14 protein-coding genes are annotated in these 18,910 nt (G+C 71.6%); 11 read left to right on the top strand and 3 right to left on the bottom strand.

Translation table 11 applies throughout. The features are described from left to right. The first annotated feature begins 471 nt into the window (after nt 1–471). The 10 genes from AB0J88_RS38760 to AB0J88_RS38715 all read left to right on the top strand — a co-directional run bounded on the left by AB0J88_RS38760 (nt 472) and on the right by AB0J88_RS38715 (nt 13,641). Nucleotides 472–1,605: an inositol-3-phosphate synthase gene (locus AB0J88_RS38760; protein WP_364360644.1), complete on the top strand. Its 1,134-nt coding sequence runs from the start codon at nt 472–474 to the stop codon at nt 1,603–1,605. Further along, a complete protein-coding gene (locus AB0J88_RS38755) occupies nt 1,605–2,465 on the top strand; it encodes an SCO3242 family prenyltransferase (protein WP_364360646.1) in 861 nt (286 codons plus the stop codon). Before AB0J88_RS38760 ends, AB0J88_RS38755 begins: the two co-directional genes overlap by 1 nt. After that, entirely contained in the window at nt 2,462–3,304 is an 843-nt protein-coding gene (locus tag AB0J88_RS38750) for a sugar phosphate isomerase/epimerase family protein (RefSeq protein ID WP_364360648.1), read from the top strand. The genes AB0J88_RS38755 and AB0J88_RS38750 overlap by 4 nt, the downstream gene beginning before the upstream one ends. After that, a complete protein-coding gene (locus tag AB0J88_RS38745) occupies nt 3,301–3,906 on the top strand; it encodes an EboA domain-containing protein (RefSeq protein WP_364360650.1) in 606 nt (201 codons plus the stop codon). Before AB0J88_RS38750 ends, AB0J88_RS38745 begins: the two co-directional genes overlap by 4 nt. Further along, nucleotides 3,906–4,754, top strand: a complete 849-nt coding sequence (locus AB0J88_RS38740) for a TatD family hydrolase (protein WP_364360652.1) — start codon at nt 3,906–3,908, stop codon at nt 4,752–4,754. Before AB0J88_RS38745 ends, AB0J88_RS38740 begins: the two co-directional genes overlap by 1 nt. Continuing rightward, nucleotides 4,754–5,947 (top strand): metabolite traffic protein EboE, encoded by a 1,194-nt coding sequence (gene eboE, locus AB0J88_RS38735; RefSeq protein ID WP_364360654.1) that lies wholly within the window; start codon nt 4,754–4,756, stop codon nt 5,945–5,947. The genes AB0J88_RS38740 and eboE overlap by 1 nt, the downstream gene beginning before the upstream one ends. Continuing rightward, a complete protein-coding gene (locus AB0J88_RS38730) occupies nt 5,944–7,368 on the top strand; it encodes a nucleotide pyrophosphatase/phosphodiesterase family protein (RefSeq protein ID WP_364360656.1) in 1,425 nt (474 codons plus the stop codon). Before eboE ends, AB0J88_RS38730 begins: the two co-directional genes overlap by 4 nt. 30 nt (nt 7,369–7,398) lie before the next feature. Next, nucleotides 7,399–8,466, top strand: a complete 1,068-nt coding sequence (locus AB0J88_RS38725) for a polyprenyl synthetase family protein (protein ID WP_364360658.1) — start codon at nt 7,399–7,401, stop codon at nt 8,464–8,466. A 186-nt stretch (nt 8,467–8,652) separates the two neighbouring features. Further along, the gene (locus tag AB0J88_RS38720; protein ID WP_364360734.1) at nt 8,653–11,484 is read left to right on the top strand and encodes a PQQ-dependent sugar dehydrogenase; all 2,832 of its coding nucleotides are present in this window, start codon (nt 8,653–8,655) and stop codon (nt 11,482–11,484) included. A 54-nt stretch (nt 11,485–11,538) separates the two neighbouring features. Next, entirely contained in the window at nt 11,539–13,641 is a 2,103-nt protein-coding gene (locus AB0J88_RS38715; RefSeq protein ID WP_364360660.1) for a ThuA domain-containing protein, read from the top strand. Between the two features lie 573 nt (nt 13,642–14,214). Here the strand turns inward: AB0J88_RS38715 and AB0J88_RS38710 are convergent. Together AB0J88_RS38710 and AB0J88_RS38705 are read right to left on the bottom strand one after the other, a co-directional pair. After that, a complete protein-coding gene (locus AB0J88_RS38710) occupies nt 14,215–14,889 on the bottom strand; it encodes a DUF559 domain-containing protein (RefSeq protein WP_364360662.1) in 675 nt (224 codons plus the stop codon). 398 nt (nt 14,890–15,287) lie between these two features. Beyond that, complete coding sequence (locus AB0J88_RS38705; protein WP_364360664.1) at nt 15,288–16,202, bottom strand: ketopantoate reductase family protein; 915 nt, start codon at nt 16,200–16,202, stop codon at nt 15,288–15,290. A gap of 260 nt (nt 16,203–16,462) precedes the next feature. Between AB0J88_RS38705 and AB0J88_RS38700 the strand changes: the two genes are divergently transcribed. Next, the gene (locus AB0J88_RS38700; RefSeq protein WP_364360666.1) at nt 16,463–17,470 is read left to right on the top strand and encodes a sugar phosphate isomerase/epimerase family protein; all 1,008 of its coding nucleotides are present in this window, start codon (nt 16,463–16,465) and stop codon (nt 17,468–17,470) included. An 18-nt stretch (nt 17,471–17,488) separates the two neighbouring features. Here the strand turns inward: AB0J88_RS38700 and AB0J88_RS38695 are convergent, their stop codons facing one another. Beyond that, entirely contained in the window at nt 17,489–18,799 is a 1,311-nt protein-coding gene (locus AB0J88_RS38695) for a reverse transcriptase family protein (protein WP_364360668.1), read from the bottom strand. Nucleotides 18,800–18,910 lie beyond the last annotated feature (111 nt).

The following is an 18,910-nucleotide window of genomic DNA, read 5'->3' as shown; positions in this document are numbered from 1 at the left end:
GACCAGCACCACCGACGTCCGCTCCACGAGACCACCTACCGCACCAACCTTGGCGAAGCAGGCATCTCGCCAGGGGTCAGGCACTCTCCGCGTCACACCCGTTCGCGCCCACGAGCTGGTGCCTCAGGCGCCCGCCCCATGACCCCGGAGGGCACTATGAGCCGTCCGCCACATCCACCCCTCCTCCTTCCTCCCGGCGCTGCCGCCGGTGTTCCGCGGCCGCCACACCTTTGACCCCGGCATGACGCGGGGGAGGCAGGGCCGCGACGCCGACCGGCCCTGCCTACCAAGCCCCGTCCGCCCGATCCGGCCCGGGTCCGGGTCCGGCGTCGTTGCCGCCGACTCCGACGCCGTTTCCGGGGTGCCATCCCGTGGGCGGCCCGGGCGGGCGGGGCCCATGCCAGCGACCGGTTCGCGCCGGCCGCAAGAACAACGGGGGAAGACCAAGCACAGCGAGCAGGAGGGGACACCATGAAAACGGGTGTCTGGTTGGTAGGGGCGCGCGGATCCGTCGCGACCACCAGCATGGTCGGGGCCTTGGCGCTGCGCGCCGGGCTCGCCGAGCCGACCGGGTGCGTGACCGAGCACCCGGATCTGCGCGGTCCAGCACTGCCACCGATCGCCGATCTGGTGTTCGGCGGCCACGACGTCGTCACCACGTGCCTCGCCAAGAAGGCGGAGACCCTCGGCGAGGCGGGTGTCGTGCCGCCCCGGCTGGTCGCGGCGGTCGCCGAGGACCTGGCCGCCGTGGAGGAGAACCTCCGGACCGTACCGGCCGGCGGGACCCAGGCCGAGACGGCGGCCGCGCTGGCCGCCGACATCACCGCGTTCCGCGATCGGCTCGGCCTGGAGCGGGTCGTCGTCGTCAACGTCTCCACCACCGAGTCCCTGCCCGACCCCCGACCCGCGCACGGCGACATCGACCTGCTCCGCGCCGAGCTCGCCCACGGCGGCTCGCCGCTGCCGGGCAGCTCGTTGGCCGCCTACGCGGCGTTCACGGCGGGCGCGTCCTACGTGGACTTCACCCCGTCGACCGGCGCCCGGCTGCCGGCCCTGGACGCGCTGGCCCGCGAGAGCGGCCTGCCCTACGGCGGGCACGACGGCAAGACCGGCGAGACGCTGGTCAAGTCCGTCCTCGCGCCGATGTTCGCGCAACGCAACCTGAACGTGCGCAGCTGGAGCGGGCTCAACCTGCTCGGCGGCGGCGACGGTGCCAACCTGGCCGCGCCCGGACCCAACGCCGCCAAGTCGGCCAGCAAGCAGCGGGTGCTCGCGGAGACGCTCGGCTACGAGCCCGAAGGCAACACCCGCATCGAGTACGTCGACGACCTGGGCGACTTCAAGACCGCCTGGGACCTGGTCAGCTTCGCGGGCTTCCTCGGTGTCCGGATGCGGATGGAGTTCTCCTGGCACGGCTGCGACTCCGCGCTGGCCGCGCCGCTGGTGCTCGACCTGGCCCGGCTCACCAGCGCCGCACACCGGGCCGGCCGGTCGGGACCCCTGACCGAGCTGGCCTTCTTCTTCAAGGACCCGATCGGCGACGTGCCACACGGGCTGAGCGAACAATGGGACCTGCTGCGCACCTTCGTCGCCGGCCTGAAGTAATGGCGACCGTAAGCGATTACGCGGAGCTGGTCCGGGCACCCGCCGGGCTCTCGGTGCCCGGCGACGTGGTGGCCGGCGCGGCGGCTGCGGGTGTGCTCGGCGCCCGCACGCCCGCCCTGGCCGGCGCCTCGGTGCTGCTCTACTGGGCCGGCATGGCCGCCAACGACTGGGCCGACCGCGACCTCGACGCCAAGGAACGCCCGGAGCGGCCGATTCCCAGCGGACGGATCGCGCCCGGCCACGCCCTGGCCGTCGCGGCCGGGCTGACCGTGGCCGGTGTCGCCGTGGCCGGCGCCGTCGGCGGCAAGAGAGCGCTCACCGCGGCGCTCCCGCTCGCCGCCGCGGTCTGGGCGTACGACGTCAAAGCCAAGAACACCGCCGCCGGACCGGCCGTGATGGCCGCCTGCCGAGGGCTGGACGTGCTGCTCGGCGCCACCGGCGGCCGCACCGCCCGCGCCGTACCGGCGGCCCTGGTCGTCGCCGCACACACGTACACCGTCACCGCCCTGTCCCGCCGGGAGGTCTCCGGCGCCGACCCGTTGCTGCCGGTCGTCACGCTGGCCGGCACGGCGGCGGTGACCGCGGCCGCGGTCCGGCCGGGGCGGCAGCGCGGGTGGCGTGCCCTGGTGCCGGCGGCCCTGGCCGGCTGGTACGCGGCCCGCTACGGCGCCGCGCAGGTCCGCGCGGCGGCCGACCCGTCGGCGCCCGTGGTCCGGTCGGCGGTCGGCGCCGGCATCACCTCACTGCCGGCCCTCCAGGGCGCGCTCGCCGCCGGCGCCGGTGCCCCGGCACCGGGTGCGCTGGTGGCCGCGGCGGCCCCGCTGGCCAGGGCGCTGACCCGGAAGGTGGCCGCGACATGAGGTTCGGCTACGGCACCAACGGCTTCGCCAACCACCGGCTGGACGACGCCCTCGCGGTGATCGCCGAGCTCGGCTACGACGGCGTCGCCCTGACCCTCGACCACGACCACCTCGACCCGTTCGCGCCTGGCCTGGCCGCCCGCACCGACGCCGTGGCCCGGCGCCTCGCCGACCTGGGCCTCGGCGTGATGATCGAGACCGGCGCACGCTACCTGCTCGACCCCTGGCACAAGCACGCGCCGACCCTGCTGCACGACGACCCGGCGCTGCGGCTCGAGTTCCTGCGGCGGGCCGTCGCCATCGGTGCCGACCTGGGCGCCGAGGCGGTCTCGTTCTGGAGCGGCATCCGCCCGCCCGGAGTCGACCCGGACACGGCCTGGCAACGTCTGGTCGACGGCTGTGCGGCCACCGTGAAGGCGGCCGAGGAGCGGGGGGTCAGGCTCGGCTTCGAGCCGGAGCCCGGCATGTTCGTGGAGGACATCGCCGGGTGGCGCCGGCTGCACGCCGCACTCGGCGCCCCCGCCGCGTTCGGCATCACCCTCGACATCGGACACTGTCGCTGCCTCGAGCCCGACCCGGTGCCCGACTGCGTCGCCGCGGTCGCCGACCACCTCGTCAACGTGCAGATCGACGACATGCGCCGGGGTACGCACGAACACCTCGAGTTCGGCACCGGCGAGATCGACTTTCCGCCGGTGCTGCGCGCCCTGGACGACGCCGGCTACACCGGTCTCGTCGCGGTCGAGCTGCCCCGGCACTCGCACGCGGCACCGGACGTCGCCGCGCGCTCCATCGACTTCCTCCGAAAGGCAGCGCAGACGGGAGAGGAGACGCGATGACAGCCGACGAGTTGCGTGCCGCACTGGACCGGTCCGCGGTGGACTGGGTGGACGAGGCCGTCCGCCAGATCACGGCCGACCCGGGTGCGATCGCCCGCCTGTTCCCGCGCGCGGCCCGCGCGTGCGGACGGGCGCCGATCGGCCACGGGTGGACCGCCGACGAGGCCGCCCGCGCCCTGCTGCTGGCCGCGCTGCCCGCGGACCGGGTCGCCACCGAGGCGGACCGGCTCTACCGCTACGGCGACGCCAACGAGAAGCGGGCCGTCCTGCGCGCGCTGCCGCTGCTCCCGGTGGGCGACGCCGGCGTGCCGTTGCTGCACGACGCGATCCGGACCAACGACACCCGGCTGGTCGGCGCCGCGCTCGGCTCCTACGCCGCGCACCTGGATGCCGCGACGTGGCGCCAGGCGGTGCTCAAGTGCGTCTTCATGGGTCTCCCGCTGTCCACCGTGGACCAGCTCGACGAGCGGGCCGACGAGGAGCTGCGGGTGATGCTCGCCGGGCTGGCGGAGGAACGGGCCGCGGCCGGGCGACCGATGGCGGCCGACGCCACCGGGCTGCTCAACCGGTTGGCCGGCACCGCACTGCGGAAAGAGGCGTGATGCGAATCTTCGACCCCCACATCCACATGACCTCGCGTACGACCGACGACTACGAGCGGATGGCCGCCGCCGGCGTGCGCGCGCTGGTGGAGCCGGCGTTCTGGCTCGGCCAGCCGCGCACCTCGGTCGCCTCGTTCACCGACTACTTCGACTCGCTCATCGGCTGGGAGCCGTTCCGGGCCGGCCAGTTCGGCATCCGCCACCACGCCACAATGGCGCTCAACCCCAAAGAGGCCAACGACCCGCGTTGTGCCGGCGTCCTCGACGTGCTGCCGCGCTATCTCGAGAAGGACGGTGTGGTCGCGGTCGGCGAGATCGGCTACGACTCGATGACGCCGGAGGAGGACCACGCGTTCGCCGCGCAGCTCGCCCTGGCCATCGAGTACGAGCTTCCGGCGCTCGTGCACACCCCGCACCGCGACAAGGCGCGCGGCACCGAGCGCACCATCAAGGTGGTGGCCGAGTCCGGCATCGAGCCCGGCCGGGTGGTCGTCGACCACCTCAACGAGGTGACCGTGGCCGCGGTCAAGGACTCGGGCAGCTGGGCGGGCTTCTCCATCTATCCCGACACCAAGATGTCGCCGCCGCGGATGGTCGAGATCCTCAAGCAGTTCGGCACCGACCGGGTACTCGTCAACTCCGCGGCCGACTGGGGCAAGTCGGACCCGCTGCTGACCCGCGAGACCGCCGACCTGATGCTGGCCAGCGGGTTCAGCGAGGACGACGTCGATCTCGTGTTCTGGCGCAACCCGGTGGCCTTCTACGGGCAGTCCGGCAAGCTCGACCTGGACGAGAACGAGCCGGGCGCGCTGTTCGAGGGCAACTCGATCCTGCGCGGAGGCAGCTGATGCGGCTGCGCCACCGGGACGGTCAGACCGTCCATCTCAGCTACTGCACGAACGTGCACCCGGCGGAGGACTTCGCGGGCATCGTCGCGCAGCTCGACACGTACGCGGTGAAGGTCCGTGAACGGCTCGGCGCCGACGTGCTCGGCCTCGGCCTGTGGCTGCCCGCGCCGGTCGCGGCCGAGCTGGCCAACCGGGGCCGCCTGCGCCGCCAGCTCCGCGCCGAGCTCGACGCCCGCGGCCTGGAGGTCGTGACGCTCAACGGCTTTCCGTACCAGTCGTTCCATGCCCCCGTGGTCAAGCAGGCCGTCTACCACCCGGACTGGACGACGCCGGCGCGCCTCGACTACACCCTGGACCTGGCGCGGGTGCTGATCGACCTGATGCCCGACGACGCCACCCGCGGCTCCATCTCGACCCTGCCGGTCGCCTGGCGCGAGCCGTGGGACGAGGCGCGGTCGGGTGCGGCCGAGCGGGTGCTGGAACGGCTGGCCACCGGCCTGACCCGGATGGCCTGGGAGACCGGGCGCGCCGTCCGGGTGGCGTTCGAGCCGGAGCCGGGCTGCGTGGTGGAGTCCACCGAGCAGGCCGTGCGCCACCTGGGCTCGATCGACTCCGACCGGATCGGCGTCTGCCTGGACCTGGCCCATCTGGCCTGTGCCTGGGAGGAGCCGGCCGCGGCCGTCGGTCGGCTGCGGGCCGCCGGGATCCCGGTGGTCAAGGTGCAGGTCTCCGCCGCGCTGGAGGCGGCCGACCCGGTCGCCGCCGCCGACACGCTGCGGGAGTACGTCGAGCCGCGCTTCCTGCACCAGACCCGCTGCGCCACCACGGCCGCGGCCGACGACCCCGCCGATCCGGCCAACGCGGCCGACGACCTCGACGAGGCGCTCGAGCGGGGTCTGTCGGGCGGCGCCTGGCGGGTGCACTACCACGTGCCGCTGCACGCCGACCCGGTCCCGCCGCTGACGTCGACCGTGCCGGTGCTGAAGGCGGCGCTGGGCGAGCTCGTCGGCGGCCCCAAGGCGCTCTGCGACCATCTCGACGTCGAGACGTACACGTGGGGCGTGCTGCCTGCCGCCCGCCGGCCGGAGGGCGACGCGGCGCTGGCCGACGGCATCGCCGCCGAGCTGGCCTTCGCCCGGGACACCCTCGTGGGCCTGGGCCTTTACGAGCACCGAAGCGAGGTAGCGGCATGAGTCCCACCCCTCTGGTCGTCATCAACGTCGTGGGACTGACCCCGCGGCTGCTGGAACGGATGCCCCGCCTGCGCGGGGTCGCCGAGCGCGGCTTCCAGGCCGAGCTCGGCACCGTGCTGCCCGCGGTCACCTGCTCGGCCCAGGCCACGTTCCTGACCGGCGAGCCGCCGTCCGGCCACGGCATCGTCGGCAACGGCTGGTACTTCCGCGACCTCGGCGAGGTGTTCCTCTGGCGGCAGCACCACGCGCTGATGGGCGGCGAGAAGGTCTGGCAGGCCGCCCGCCGCACGCATCCCGGCTACACCGTTGCCAACGTCTGCTGGTGGTACGCGATGGGCGCCGACGTGGACTGGACGGTCACGCCCCGGCCGATCTACTACGCCGACGGGCGCAAGGAGCCCGACTGCTACACGGACCCGCCGGAGCTGCACGACGAGCTCACCGGCGCGCTCGGCGACTTCCCGCTGTTCACCTACTGGGGTCCGAACGCGGGCATCGCCTCGTCGCGTTGGATCCGCCGGGCCGCCGAGCAGCTGCTGGCCACGCACCTGCCCGACCTGACGCTGGTCTACCTGCCGCACCTGGACTACGACCTCCAGCGGTTCGGCCCCGGCGCACCCCAGGCGGCCGCCGCGGCCTCGGCGCTCGACGCCGAGATCGGCCCGTTGCTGGACGCCGCCGACCGGCGCGGTGCGACCGTGGTCGTCCTCTCGGAGTACGGCATCACCGACGTGTCCCGCCCGGTCGACGTCAACCGGCTGCTGCGCTCCGAGGGTTTCCTGCGGGTCTACACCCAGGACGGGATGGAGTACCTCGATCCGTGGACCTCGCGGGCGTTCGCGGTCGCCGACCACCAGGTGGCGCACGTGTACGTCAAGGACAAGGCCGACCTGGCCGCCGTACGCAAGCTGTGTGAAGGGCTTCCCGGCGTGGCCGAGGTGCTCGACGGCGAGGGCAAGGCGGCCGCGGGTCTCGACCACGAACGGGCCGGCGAGCTCGTCCTGGTCGCCGAGCCGGACGCCTGGTTCACCTACTACTACTGGCTCGACGACAACCGCGCGCCCGACTTCGCGCGGCTGGTGGAGATCCACCGCAAGCCGGGGTACGACCCGGCGGAGCTGTTCTTCGACCCCGAGAACCCGGGGAAGGCCAAGGGCCGCGCCGCGGTGGCGTTGGCCCGCAAGAAGCTCGGCATGCGCTACCTGATGAGCGTGGTGGGACTCGACGCGGGCGCCCGCGCGGTGCGTGGCTCGCACGGCCGGCTGCCGGCGGACGCCGCCGACGCGCCCGTGCTGCTGTGCACCGACCCGGCCGCGGCGCGGGAGAAGTTCGCCGCGACCGAGGTGAAAGACCTGTTGCTGCGGCTGGCCGGGCTCACGCCGGCGGACGCTACGGCCGGCCCGGGGCCGGCGAACGACTGAAGTCGGCCTGCGGGCCGCCAAGGAGGAGTGATGACGGTCGACGTCCGCCCCATGGACGCCGCGGAGCTGCGCGCGCGGTTCGACGCCGAGCTGGCCGCTTTCCTGGAACGCCAGGATCCGGACTGGCCCGACGGCGCGCCGCGTGGCGTCTTCACGACGCTGCACCGCTTCGTGCTCGCCGGCGGCAAGCGGCTCCGGCCGCTGTTCTGCTACTGGGGCTGGCGCTCGGCCGGGGGTGCCGACGGCGCACCGATCATCGCGGCCGCGGCGGCGCTGGAGCTCTTCCACGCGTTCGCGCTGATCCACGACGACATCATGGACGGGAGCGACCGGCGGCGTGGCGAGCCGTCGGTGCACCGGCTCTTCGCCGACCTGCACACCCGCTCGTCGTGGCGCGGCGACCCCGCCTCCTACGGCCGCAACACCGCGCTGCTCTGCGGCGACCTCTGCGCGGCCTGGGCCGACCAGATGTTCCACGAGTGCGGCCTGAACGCCGAGCAGGTGCACCAGGGGTACGGCGTGTTCGCCATCATGCGCACCGAGGTGATCGCCGGTCAGTACCTGGACCTGGTCTCGGGCGTCGGCGACGGCTCGGTGGCCAGCGCCCTGACCGTGATCCGGATGAAGGCGGCCCGCTACACGGTGACCCGACCGCTGCAGATCGGCGCGGCGCTCGCCGGCGCCGACCAGGAGGCGCTGGCCGCCCTGGCCGCGTTCGGTGACCCCCTCGGCGACGCCTTCCAGCTCCGCGACGACGTGCTCGGCGTGTTCGGCGACCCGGCCGTGACCGGCAAGTCCATCCTCGACGACCTGCGCGAGGGCAAGCCCACGGTGATGATGGCGCTGGCCCGGGGCAGTGCCGACCGGGACCAGCAGCGCCGGCTCAAGGAGCTGTTCGGCAACCCTGACCTCGATCCCGACGGTGCGGCGGAGCTGCGTCAGGTCATCATCGACACCGGCGCGCTCAGCCGGATCGAGCAGATGATCAAGGTGCGCACGGACGCGGCGCTGGGCGCCCTCGCGGACGCCCCGGTCTCGGCGGAGGCCCTTCCCGTGCTCACGGCGCTGGCCGCCGAGGCCGTCGACCGGCAGCTCTAGACCCACTTTTCGTCGTACCGGCAAAAGTGGAGCCATCTGCGACAGAAGCTATAGACACATGTCCCTGAACTAATTTACTGTGTCGTCCACCGCGGTTTACAGAATTGGAATCCGCTACGGCACCAGGCGCGACGGCGCGCGCCCTGCCTGGCAAGAAACGTCAGGAAGGGACTGTCCATGTCTCTTATGGACGCTCGTCGCAAGTTGCGCCGTCGAGCCGCCGGCTCCGCGTTGCTGCTTGTCGCCGCCACACTTCACGCGACCCTGGCCAGCGCGCCCGCCGCGCAGGCCCACACGATCAACGCCACCGACTTCCAGCAGGTCACCCTGGCCAAGGGCGTCTCCGAGATGGGCGAGCCGATGTCGCTCGCGGTGCTGCCGGACCGCTCGGTCCTGCACACCGCCCGCGGCGGCCAGCTCCGCCGCACCGACGCCAACGGCACCACCACCGTCATCGGCACCATCCCCGTCTACACCCACGACGAGGAGGGCCTGCAGGGCGTCGGCGTCGACCCGGGGTTCGCCAGCAACCGGTTCATCTACCTCTACTTCGCTCCGCCGCTGTCCACACCCTCCGGTGACGCGCCGGCCACGGGCACGAGCTGGACCGCCTGGCAGGGCGTCAACCGGCTCGCCCGGTTCACGCTCAACGCCGACTTCACGCTCAACACGAGCAGCCAGGTCACCGTCCTGGACGTGCCGGCCGACCGGGGCATCTGCTGCCACGTCGGCGGCGACATCGACTTCGACGCGGCCGGCAACCTCTATCTGTCGACCGGCGACGACAGCAACCCGTTCGACTCGGCCGGCTACTCGCCGCTGGACGAGCGCACCAACCGCAACCCGGCGTACGACGCGCAGCGGTCCGCGGGCAACACCAACGACCTGCGCGGCAAGATCCTGCGGATCAAGGTGAACGCCAACGGGACGTATTCGATACCGTCGGGCAACCTGTTCGCGTCGGGCACCGCCAACACCCGGCCCGAGATCTACGCGATGGGCTTCCGGAACCCGTTCCGGATCAGCGTCGACAAGGCCACCGGCGTGGTCTACGTCGGCGACTACGGGCCGGACTCGGGCTCCACCGACGCCAACCGCGGACCGTCCGGCCAGGTCGAGTTCAACCGGGTCACCTCGCCCGGCAACTACGGCTGGCCGTACTGCACCGGCACCAACACCACCACCGAGACCTACAACGAGTGGAACTTCGCGACCAACTCCACGGGCCCGAAGTACAACTGCTCCGGCGGCGCTACCAACAACTCGTTCCGCAACACGGGCCAGAGCACGCTGCCCGCCGCCCGGCCCGCCTGGATCAAGTACGCCGGCGACAGTGGCACCCCGAGCGAGTTCGGCGGCGGCTCCGAGTCGCCGATGGGTGGCCCGGTCTACCGATACAACGCGTCGAGCACCTCCACCACGAAGTTCCCGCAGTCCTTCGACGGCCAGTTCTTCGCCACCGAGTTCGGGCGAGGCTGGATCAAGCCGATCCACGTCAACTCCGACGGCACCCGCGGCACGATCGACACCTTCCCCTGGGTCGGCAAGCAGGTGATGGACTCGGCGTTCGGGCCGGACGGCGCGTACTACGTGCTCGACTACGGCACCGGCTACTTCAACGGTGACGCCAACTCGGCGCTCTACCGGTTCGACTACGTGGCCGGCGGCAACCGCGCGCCGACCGCCGTCGCCACCGCCCAGCCCACCTCCGGCCAGGCACCGCTCACCGTCGCGTTCTCGTCGGCCGGCTCCACGGACCCCGACGGCGGCACCCTGACGTACTCGTGGGCGTTCGGCGACGGCACCACGTCGACGGCCGCGAACCCGTCGAAGACGTACACCAGCAACGGCACGTACACCGCGACGCTGACCGTGCGTGACCCGCAGGGAGCGACCGGCACGGCGAGCGTGCAGATCGGCGTCGGCAACACCGCGCCGACCGTCAACATCACGGTTCCGGGCAACGGCCAGCTCTTCAGCTTCGGCGACACGATCCCGTTCACGATCTCGGCGAGCGACCCCGAGGACGGCACGGTCAACTGCGCCAGGGCGAAGATGACGTACGTCCTCGGGCACGACCAGCACGGCCACCAGATCACGTCCGTCAACGGCTGCTCCGGGTCGATCACCGTCCCGACCGACGGGGAGCACGACGCGGCGGCGAACATCTTCGCGATCTTCGACGCCGAATACACGGACAACGGCGGCCTGACCACGCACAAGCAGTTCACCCTCCAGCCCAAGCGTCGCCAGGCCGAGCACTACAAGACGATGTCCGGCGTCTCGCTGATCACCAAGACCGGTGCCGAGGGCGGCCGGACGGTCGGCGACGTGCACAACGGCGACTGGATCTCGTTCGACCCGTACAAGATCAATAACGCCACCTCGCTGACCGCCCGGGTTTCCTCGGGTGGCTCCGGTGGCACCCTCCAGGTGCGGGCGGGCTCGGCGACCGGCACGGTCCTCGGCTCGGTCGCGGTGGCCAACACCGGCAGTTGGGAGACGTTCACCAACGTCACTGCCAACCTGTCCGGTCTCCCGAGCGGCACGACCACGCTCTACCTCACGTTCGCCGGTAGCGGCACCGGGGCGCTGTTCGACCTGGACGCCTTCACGTTCAACACCACGACCGGTGGCACCGGCACCGGGCCGATCGTCGGTCTGGCCGGCAAGTGTCTGGACGTGCGCAACGGCGCCACGGCCGACGGCACCCAGATCCAGCTCTACACCTGCAACGGCACCGCCTCGCAGAGCTGGACGCGCAACGGCTCGACCCTGCGCGCGCTGGGCAAGTGCCTGGACGTCAGCGGCGCCGGCACGGCCGACGGCACGAAGATCCAGCTCTGGACCTGCAACGGCACGGCGGCCCAGAACTGGTCGGCCGGCGCCAACAGCTCGCTGGTCAACGCCGGCTCCAACAAGTGCGCCGACGTGAGCGGCAACAACTCGGCCGACAGCACGGTGGTCCACCTGTGGACCTGCAACGGAGCCGCGAACCAGCGGTGGACCCTGCCTTGACCCTGAATGCGGGGGCGTCCGCCCAGGCGCCCCCGCTCGTCCCTGGGAGTGCAGATGCGCAGACTCATCCGGACCGCCCTAGGCGCGTTCACCGCCGCGTTGGCCGTGATCGCCTGTACGGCACAGGCGGGGCCGGCCAGTGCCGCCGACGCCGCGTACGACGTCCTGGTCTTCTCGAAAACCGCCGGGTTCCGGCACGACGCGATCCCGGCCGGCATCCAGGCCATCCGTGACCTCGGTGCGGCCAACAACTTCACGGTCACCGCCACCGAGGACGCCAACACCTTCACCGCTTCCGGCCTGTCGCCGTACGAGGCGGTGGTGTTCCTCTCGACGACCGGCGACGTGCTCAACGCGACGCAGCAGACGGCGTTCGAGAACTACATCCGCTCCGGTCGTGGCTACGTCGGCGTGCACGCGGCGGCCGACACCGAGTACGACTGGGCCTGGTACGGCAACCTCGTCGGCGCGTACTTCAACTCGCACCCGGCGATCCAGCAGGCCAACATCAAGGTGGAGAACCGGGGCACGGCGGCGACCGCCCACCTGCCGCAGACCTGGACCCGCACCGACGAGCTCTACAACTACCGCACCAACCCCCGGTCCACCGCGCGGGTGCTGGCCACCCTCGACGAGTCGTCGTACTCCGGCGGCTCCATGGGTGCCGACCACCCGATCATCTGGTGCAAGGCGTACGACGGTGGGCGGTCCTTCTACACCGGTCTCGGGCACACGCAGGCCTCGTACGCGGAGACGAACTTCCGCTCGATGCTGCTCGGCGGCATCCGGTATGCCGCGTCGCGGACCGACGCCGACTGCCGGCCGGAGACCGGCTACACGGCCATCTACAACGGGTCGACGACCGGCTGGTCGCAGGCCGGTCCGGGTTCCTTCACCAACAGCGACGCCACGCTCAAGTCGACCGGCGGCATGGGCCTCTACTGGTACAGCGCCAAGCAGTACACGTCGTACTCGCTGAAGCTCGACTGGAAGATGGACGGCGACGACAACTCGGGCATCTTCATCGGGTTCCCGCCGTCGACGGACCCATGGTCGGCGGTCGACAACGGCTACGAGATCCAGATCGACGCGACGGACGCGGCCGACCGGACGACGGGGTCGGTCTACACGTTCAAGTCGGCGGACATCGCCGCTCGGGATGCTGCTTTGAACCCGCCGGGGGAGTGGAACACGTACGAACTCCTGGTCGAGGGAGAGCGGCTGCAGATCTTCCTGAACGGCGTGAAGATCAACGACTTCACCAACACGGTGGCGGCGCGGTCGCTGGCGGGCCACATCGGCCTCCAGAACCACGGCACCGGTGACGACGTGTCGTTCCGGAACGTCCGGATCAAGGAGCTGGGCACGCCGCCTTCCGGTGGTGACGTGACCGTGCAGGCCGAGTCGTTCTCGTCGGCGTCCGGGGTGCAGGCGTTCACCAAGGCGGGTGCCAACAACGGGCAGACGCTGGGCTACATCGAGCCGGGCGACTGGGCGGCCTACAACGGCGTCAACGTGGCCGGCGCGACGTCCTTCCGGGCACGCGTGGTCTCCGGTGGTGCTGGCGGCACGATCCAGGTGCGCAACGGATCCACGTCGGGTTCCGTTCTCGGTACGGTCGCGGTGCCGAACACAGGGTCGTGGGACACGTACGCCAATGTCTCGACCTCGTTGACCGGGGTGCCTTCGGGGACGGCCAACGTGTACCTGACGTTCACCGGCTCCGGCACCGGACTGTTCGATGTGGACGACTTCACGTTCGTGAAGACCGCGTCGACGGGCACCGGCCCGATCGTCGGCCTCGCGGGCAAGTGCCTGGACGTGCGCAACGGCGGCACGGCCGACGGCACGCAGATCCAGCTCTACACCTGCAACGGGTCGGCCGCGCAGACCTGGACGCGCAACGGCAACACGCTGCGGGCGCTGGGCAAGTGCCTGGACGTCAACGGCAGCGGCACGGCCAACGGCACGAAGATCCAGCTGTGGACCTGCAACGGAAGCGGGGCACAGAGCTGGTCGGCCGGCGCGAACTCGTCGCTGGTCAACGCCAACTCCGGCAAGTGCGCGGACGTGAGCGGCAACAACTCCGCGGACAGCACGGTCGTCCACCTGTGGGCCTGCAACGGGGCCGCGAACCAGAGGTGGACGCTCCCGTAAGGCCGCGGTGGCCGGTACGGGACGCCCACAACCCGTGCCGGTCACCGCCTCCACCCGACGCACCCTCCGCCCCTGCCCTGCGGAGGGTGCGTCGCCATTTGCCCAGGCGGGTAGGAGCTCGCGCGATGTGAGGCCACCCCGTGCGGACCGCAACCATGCCATAGCCCACTTGACCTTGGCGATCATCGCATCCTCGGGCAATCCCGAGGTCTTCGCGACTTCGCACGTAGGCAACCGGTCTTCGTCCCTCGCGCCGCTGGTCGATGGGGTCCAGTCGCTGAAACTCGCAGCTCCTGCTCGTGTTGTCCGCGCTGGCCTGTTGGTCCTTAGGCGAAGTCCGGCCGCGTCTCATTTGGGCCGGCGCACGCGATGTGGCCGCGTTTCGAAGGACTGTGGGGTGGGTCGCGGCGGCGTGTCGCTGGTCGCCGTTGATCGGGTGCGCGAGATCTGGTCAGCGGGAGCGGATTGGCGTGATCGTGTGTGGCTGGTCTGGGCGACACGCCGCGACGGGACCAGCTGAGGTGCACCCGATCTTCGTGGCAGTGTGCCGGTCACCCGATGGGCCTCACTCGATCATGAGCCGGCGGGCGTACCGCGGTTCCTGAGGATGGTCCAGACCTCCCGACGCACTGCCTCGGGCTCACGGGTCAAGCGTGCGTGGCTGAACCGCACGGCCAGAATCCCACGCGCGGCGAGCGCCGCGTCTCGGCGCAGATCGATCTCCCGCTGCCTCGTGCCGCCATGCACGCTGGCACCATCGAGCTCGAAGTTGACCCGCGTCGCCTCGTGGAAGATATCCAGATAAGTGGTGTAACCGTCGAGTCGGATTGGAACCTGCCGCGCGAACGCCGGCATGCCGGGCGCGGTGAAGACATGGTCATCGCCCCAGATCTCCAACGGGCTCCGGCATCCGGCGGCGAGCTTGGCGAGCACCTGACGAAGCTCTGCCCGACCGGCGAGCTTGGGTGCCGCGACCAGCGCGTCCCCGACCCGCTGCGCGGTGGTGAGACGCCCGTTGACGGCGGCGATGATCGGGGCCCGCCGGTGATCTTTCGGCAACCACGCCCAGGCGTCGACCAACGACCGCTCGAGTCCGGTAACGGTGAGGCCGTTCCGCCCGACACTTTGTGGTGGCTCGTTGCAGTGATGCACGATCAGCCAGCCCCGCGAGCGCACCGCCGACCGCCGCCCGACCGTCACGTGTTCGGCCCCGACCAACCCGTCGTCCAAGAGCCCGAAGACCGCCAACGCGGACGTATGACTGAGGGCCCCACCCCCACCCTCCCCGCCTTGGTTGGGCGGTTGGCGCGGGCTGCTGCCGGCATAGGCCAGCGCTGCCCGGCGGAGTATCGCTGGGTCGTCCACCGATGACGACCTCGCATACACGCCGGGCAGTAATCGCGCCAGGGCGCCCGTGCGTCGGCCGTCGTCGAGCGCCCACCGTGGCACCGACATGTCGTGCGGGGACCGCCAGCACACCACTCCGCCTCCTGCGGCGAGTGCCCTTGCGAGTGTCGGATTCACTGGGGACAGAGTGGATGCCCGGCGCCGCCCTGGGCAACCGTCGTGCAGAAGGCCTGTGGATAACCTGCGGCTGTGGGCAACGACCGATCCGGCCCTTCGGCGACGTGGTGGCGAGCCGGCCTTCAGGCGTCGAGGTTCCGCTGGTAGACCGACAGGTTGACGGCGGTGGCCGCGAAGAGGGGAGTGGGCACCTCGAGGTCGCGGGCGCGAGACACCAGATCGCCGATGATGGCGTCCTTCTCGACTCGCCGGCCGGCGCGCAGGTCACGAAAGACCGACGAGGTCGTCGGCGCCGCGGTCGCGGTCAGGGTGGCGAGCAGGTGCCTGGTGGCTTCTGGCCCTGGTGGGAAACCGGCCGCCGTCGCGACCCGCGCGGCCTCGTCGGCGATCGCGGTGGCGAGGTCGGCGCCGCCCGGCACCGCGTTGACGTCGCCGACCGTGCCGCGGGCCAAACAGTTCACCGCCGTGACCGAGGCGAGGAAGACCCACTTCTCCCACATCTCCGTCTCGATGGTGCTCGAGAGCTCGGAGTCGAAGCCGGCTCCGGCTAGTGCCTCCCGCACGTCGTCGGCACCCTGCGCCGGCGCGCCCGACAGCGGACCGTAGCGCATCTGCCGCGGACCGCCGAGCCGCACGATCTCTCCGTCGTCGGTGAGCATGGTGGTGACGTAACAGACCCCGCCGAACACCTTGACTCCGAACGCGCCGACGAGCCGGTCGATGTGCGCGAGCCCGTTGAGAAACGGCACGATCGTCGTCCGTGGACCGACGGCGGGCGAGAAGTCGCGAATCGCGCCGTCCAGGGCGAAGGCCTTCACCGCCAACAGCACGATGTCGTACGGGTCGGCGACCCGCTCGACCGTCGTCACGTCGACCCGCTCGGGCTCGGTGTCCGGCTCGCGAATCCGCAAACCCCGCTCGGCGAGATCCGCCGCACGAGGCGGACGAACCAGAAACGTCACGTCCCTCCCGGCCTGAGCCAGCCGCGCGCCGAAGTAACCGCCGACCGCCCCGGCACCGATAACCAGAATGCGCATATCGCCCCCAATTGCCGCACTCAAGCCTAGCCAGCGCGCTACCCGATGTGGCCGAATGCGGCGCTGGGTTCCCAGGACGAGCACGTCGATCTAGAGTGGGACCCGCAGCCGCGGACGCGGCCGGCGGCCGGGCGGGAGGCGCAACCCGCTCGGGCGTATCCGTCGGCCTGGCAGATCGCGGCGGCGAAGGACCGTCGGACGGTCTCCTCGCGTCTGTCCACCATCAGGATCCCGGGTCACTCACAGGGAGAAGAAGGACAATGGCGCGACCCATCACGCTCTTCACCGGCCAGTGGGCCGATCTGCCGTTCGAAGAGGTGTGTCAGCTCGCTTCCGACTGGGGCTACGACGGCCTCGAGATCGCCTGTTGGGGTGATCACTTCGACGTCGACAAGGCGCTCAACGAGGACGGATACGTCGACCGCAAGCGCGAGACCCTGGCCAAGCACAACCTTCAGGTTTTCGCGATCTCCAACCACCTCGTCGGCCAGGCCGTCTGTGACCACCCGATCGACGAGCGCCACCAGGACATCCTGCCGGCGCGCATCTGGGGCGACGGGGAGCCCGAGGGCGTACGCCAGCGGGCCGCTGACGAGATCAAGAACACCGCGCGCGCGGCCGCCAAGCTCGGCGTCAAGACCGTCGTGGGCTTCACCGGCTCCTCGATCTGGCACACCGTGGCGATGTTCCCGCCCGTGCCGGCCAGCATGATCGACAAGGGGTACGAGGACTTCGCCAACCGGTTCAACCCGATCCTCGACGTGTTCGACGAGGTCGGCGTGCGGTTCGCGCACGAGGTGCACCCCAGCGAGATCGCGTACGACTACTGGACCACCAAGCGCACCCTCGAGGCGATCGGCCACCGGCCGGCGTTCGGGCTCAACTGGGACCCGTCGCACTTCGTGTGGCAGGAGCTCGACCCGGTGAACTTCATCTTCGACTTCCAGGACCGGATCTACCACGTCGACTGCAAGGACGCGAAGGTGCGCACCGGCGACGGCCGCCGCGGCCGCCTGAGCTCGCACCTGCCGTGGGCCGACCTGCGCCGCGGCTGGGACTTCGTCTCCACCGGGCACGGCGATGTGCCGTGGGAGGACTGCTTCCGGGCCCTGAACGCGATCGGGTACGACGGTCCGATCTCGATCGAGTGGGAGGACGCCGGCATGGACCGGCTCGTCGGCGCCCCCGAGGCGCTCGACTTCGTCCGCCGGCTCGCCTTCGACGCTCCGAGCGCTGCCTTCGACGCCGCGTTCTCCAGCAAGGACTGACCTGGGTCAGGCCCCGCATCACCCAGGTGGTGCGGGGCCGGCCGCCCGGGCCGCGTCCAACAGGGCGGCGAGCTTCGCCGCGCGGTGCGGGCTGCCCTGGCCGACCCAGGCGATCCGGCCCGTGAGGTACTCGGCGAAAGCGGGGTGACCTGTCCGGTTCGCCGCGTCCAGGCCGGTCCGCGCCGCATTGTGCAGGATGGCCCGCAGCCGGTCGTACTCCGTGCGCGGTGCCAGCGGCCGTTCGTTGACCACCAGGCCGGCGAGCACCTGCCGGTCGCCCCGCCCGCGCACCCGCGTCTTGGTCGGATGCACCCGGAACCCCTCGTCGCGTGCGACGGACGCCACCGCGGCCAGCAGGTCGGCCGGTCGCGGGAGGTCACCGGAGAAGGCCAGGTCGTCGGCGTAGCGACCGTATTCCAGGCCGAAGGCATCGGCCAGGCCGGCCAGGCGCCGGTCGAGCCGGAACGCGCACAGGTTGGCCAGGGCCGGCGACGTCGGAGCCCCCTGCGGGAGGTGTCCCGCCCGGAGCGCGGCCAGCCGGGCCGGTCGGTCGACGAGGTCGCGCGGAGCCAGCCGCAGGACACTCGCCGGTGTGCGGATCGTGCAGAGCCCGGTCAAGGCGTGCGCGACGGGCTCCGGATAGCCGGCAGTGCGCAGCATTCCGTAGACGCGCCCGGCGGCGATCGTGGCGAAGAACGCGACCAGGTCGACCCGGACGACGACGGACCGTCCGGAGTGGGCGCCGGCGAAGGTCGACGCCGACCGCCCCGGCACGAAGCCGTGCGCGGCCGGGTGGACCGGGATGCGCCCGAGGACCTCGGTCAGCAGCCGGCGCTGCAGCGCGCGCAGCCGCGGTTTGGGCGCCTCGACGAGCCGCGGGCCTACCCAGCGGGAGCGGTAGTGCGCCAGGCGCTGGTCGGTCGCCCGCCGGTTCATCCCGCGCCGGTCGGCGTACCAGTCGAGCGTTTCGACCGTCAGTCCCAACGCGGTGGCGAGGCGGCCGAGGTCGTCCACGACCGGGGTCGACCAGCGATGGGCCACCATGCGGGTCCCGACGACCGGGCGCGAGCGGATGACGATCGGCGTCGCGGCACGGCGGACGGCCTCGCGCAGCGGCTCGAGGCTGGCGACGAAGGCGGCCAGCTCACGCGGCCGGTCACTCGGGCGGCGGGGATAGGCCGCGACGACGGCGTCCGCGACCGGCACGAGCCAGCGCCTGCGAACGCCCAGGACCAGCCCGCCGCGATCGGCGAGCGCCGGACGGCGCCAGTCCCCGTCTGCCAGGAAGGCATCGGCCAGGGCCACCGCCACCCCGCGGGCGTCGGTCACGGCGGCGTGCCCCGACGATGCCCGGTCGTGCGGGTGCTGAGGCTCGCGCAGCGTGCCCGCGCACCTGCGGTGTCGTGCCCAGGTATGTGATCCGCCCCCGGGGTTGCCCCG

The sequence above is a fragment of the Asanoa sp. NPDC049475 genome, assembly GCF_040676915.1.
Lineage (GTDB): Bacteria > Actinomycetota > Actinomycetes > Mycobacteriales > Micromonosporaceae > Asanoa.
Note: the sequence above shows the minus strand (reverse complement) of the source record. Positions and strands in the feature narration are given on the sequence as shown.

What these genes read in the sequence shown, in the direction of transcription:
- AB0J88_RS38760 (WP_364360644.1), top strand. Translation starts at nt 472, where the DNA reads ATGAAAACGGGTGTCTGGTTGGTAGGGGCGCGCGGATCCGTCGCGACC.
- AB0J88_RS38755 (WP_364360646.1), top strand. Translation starts at nt 1,605, where the DNA reads ATGGCGACCGTAAGCGATTACGCGGAGCTGGTCCGGGCACCCGCCGGG.
- AB0J88_RS38750 (WP_364360648.1), top strand. Translation starts at nt 2,462, where the DNA reads ATGAGGTTCGGCTACGGCACCAACGGCTTCGCCAACCACCGGCTGGAC.
- AB0J88_RS38745 (WP_364360650.1), top strand. Translation starts at nt 3,301, where the DNA reads ATGACAGCCGACGAGTTGCGTGCCGCACTGGACCGGTCCGCGGTGGAC.
- AB0J88_RS38740 (WP_364360652.1), top strand. Translation starts at nt 3,906, where the DNA reads ATGCGAATCTTCGACCCCCACATCCACATGACCTCGCGTACGACCGAC.
- eboE (WP_364360654.1), top strand. Translation starts at nt 4,754, where the DNA reads ATGCGGCTGCGCCACCGGGACGGTCAGACCGTCCATCTCAGCTACTGC.
- AB0J88_RS38730 (WP_364360656.1), top strand. Translation starts at nt 5,944, where the DNA reads ATGAGTCCCACCCCTCTGGTCGTCATCAACGTCGTGGGACTGACCCCG.
- AB0J88_RS38725 (WP_364360658.1), top strand. Translation starts at nt 7,399, where the DNA reads ATGACGGTCGACGTCCGCCCCATGGACGCCGCGGAGCTGCGCGCGCGG.
- AB0J88_RS38720 (WP_364360734.1), top strand. Translation starts at nt 8,653, where the DNA reads ATGGACGCTCGTCGCAAGTTGCGCCGTCGAGCCGCCGGCTCCGCGTTG.
- AB0J88_RS38715 (WP_364360660.1), top strand. Translation starts at nt 11,539, where the DNA reads ATGCGCAGACTCATCCGGACCGCCCTAGGCGCGTTCACCGCCGCGTTG.
- AB0J88_RS38705 (WP_364360664.1), bottom strand. Translation starts at nt 16,202, where the DNA reads ATGCGCATTCTGGTTATCGGTGCCGGGGCGGTCGGCGGTTACTTCGGC.
- AB0J88_RS38700 (WP_364360666.1), top strand. Translation starts at nt 16,463, where the DNA reads ATGGCGCGACCCATCACGCTCTTCACCGGCCAGTGGGCCGATCTGCCG.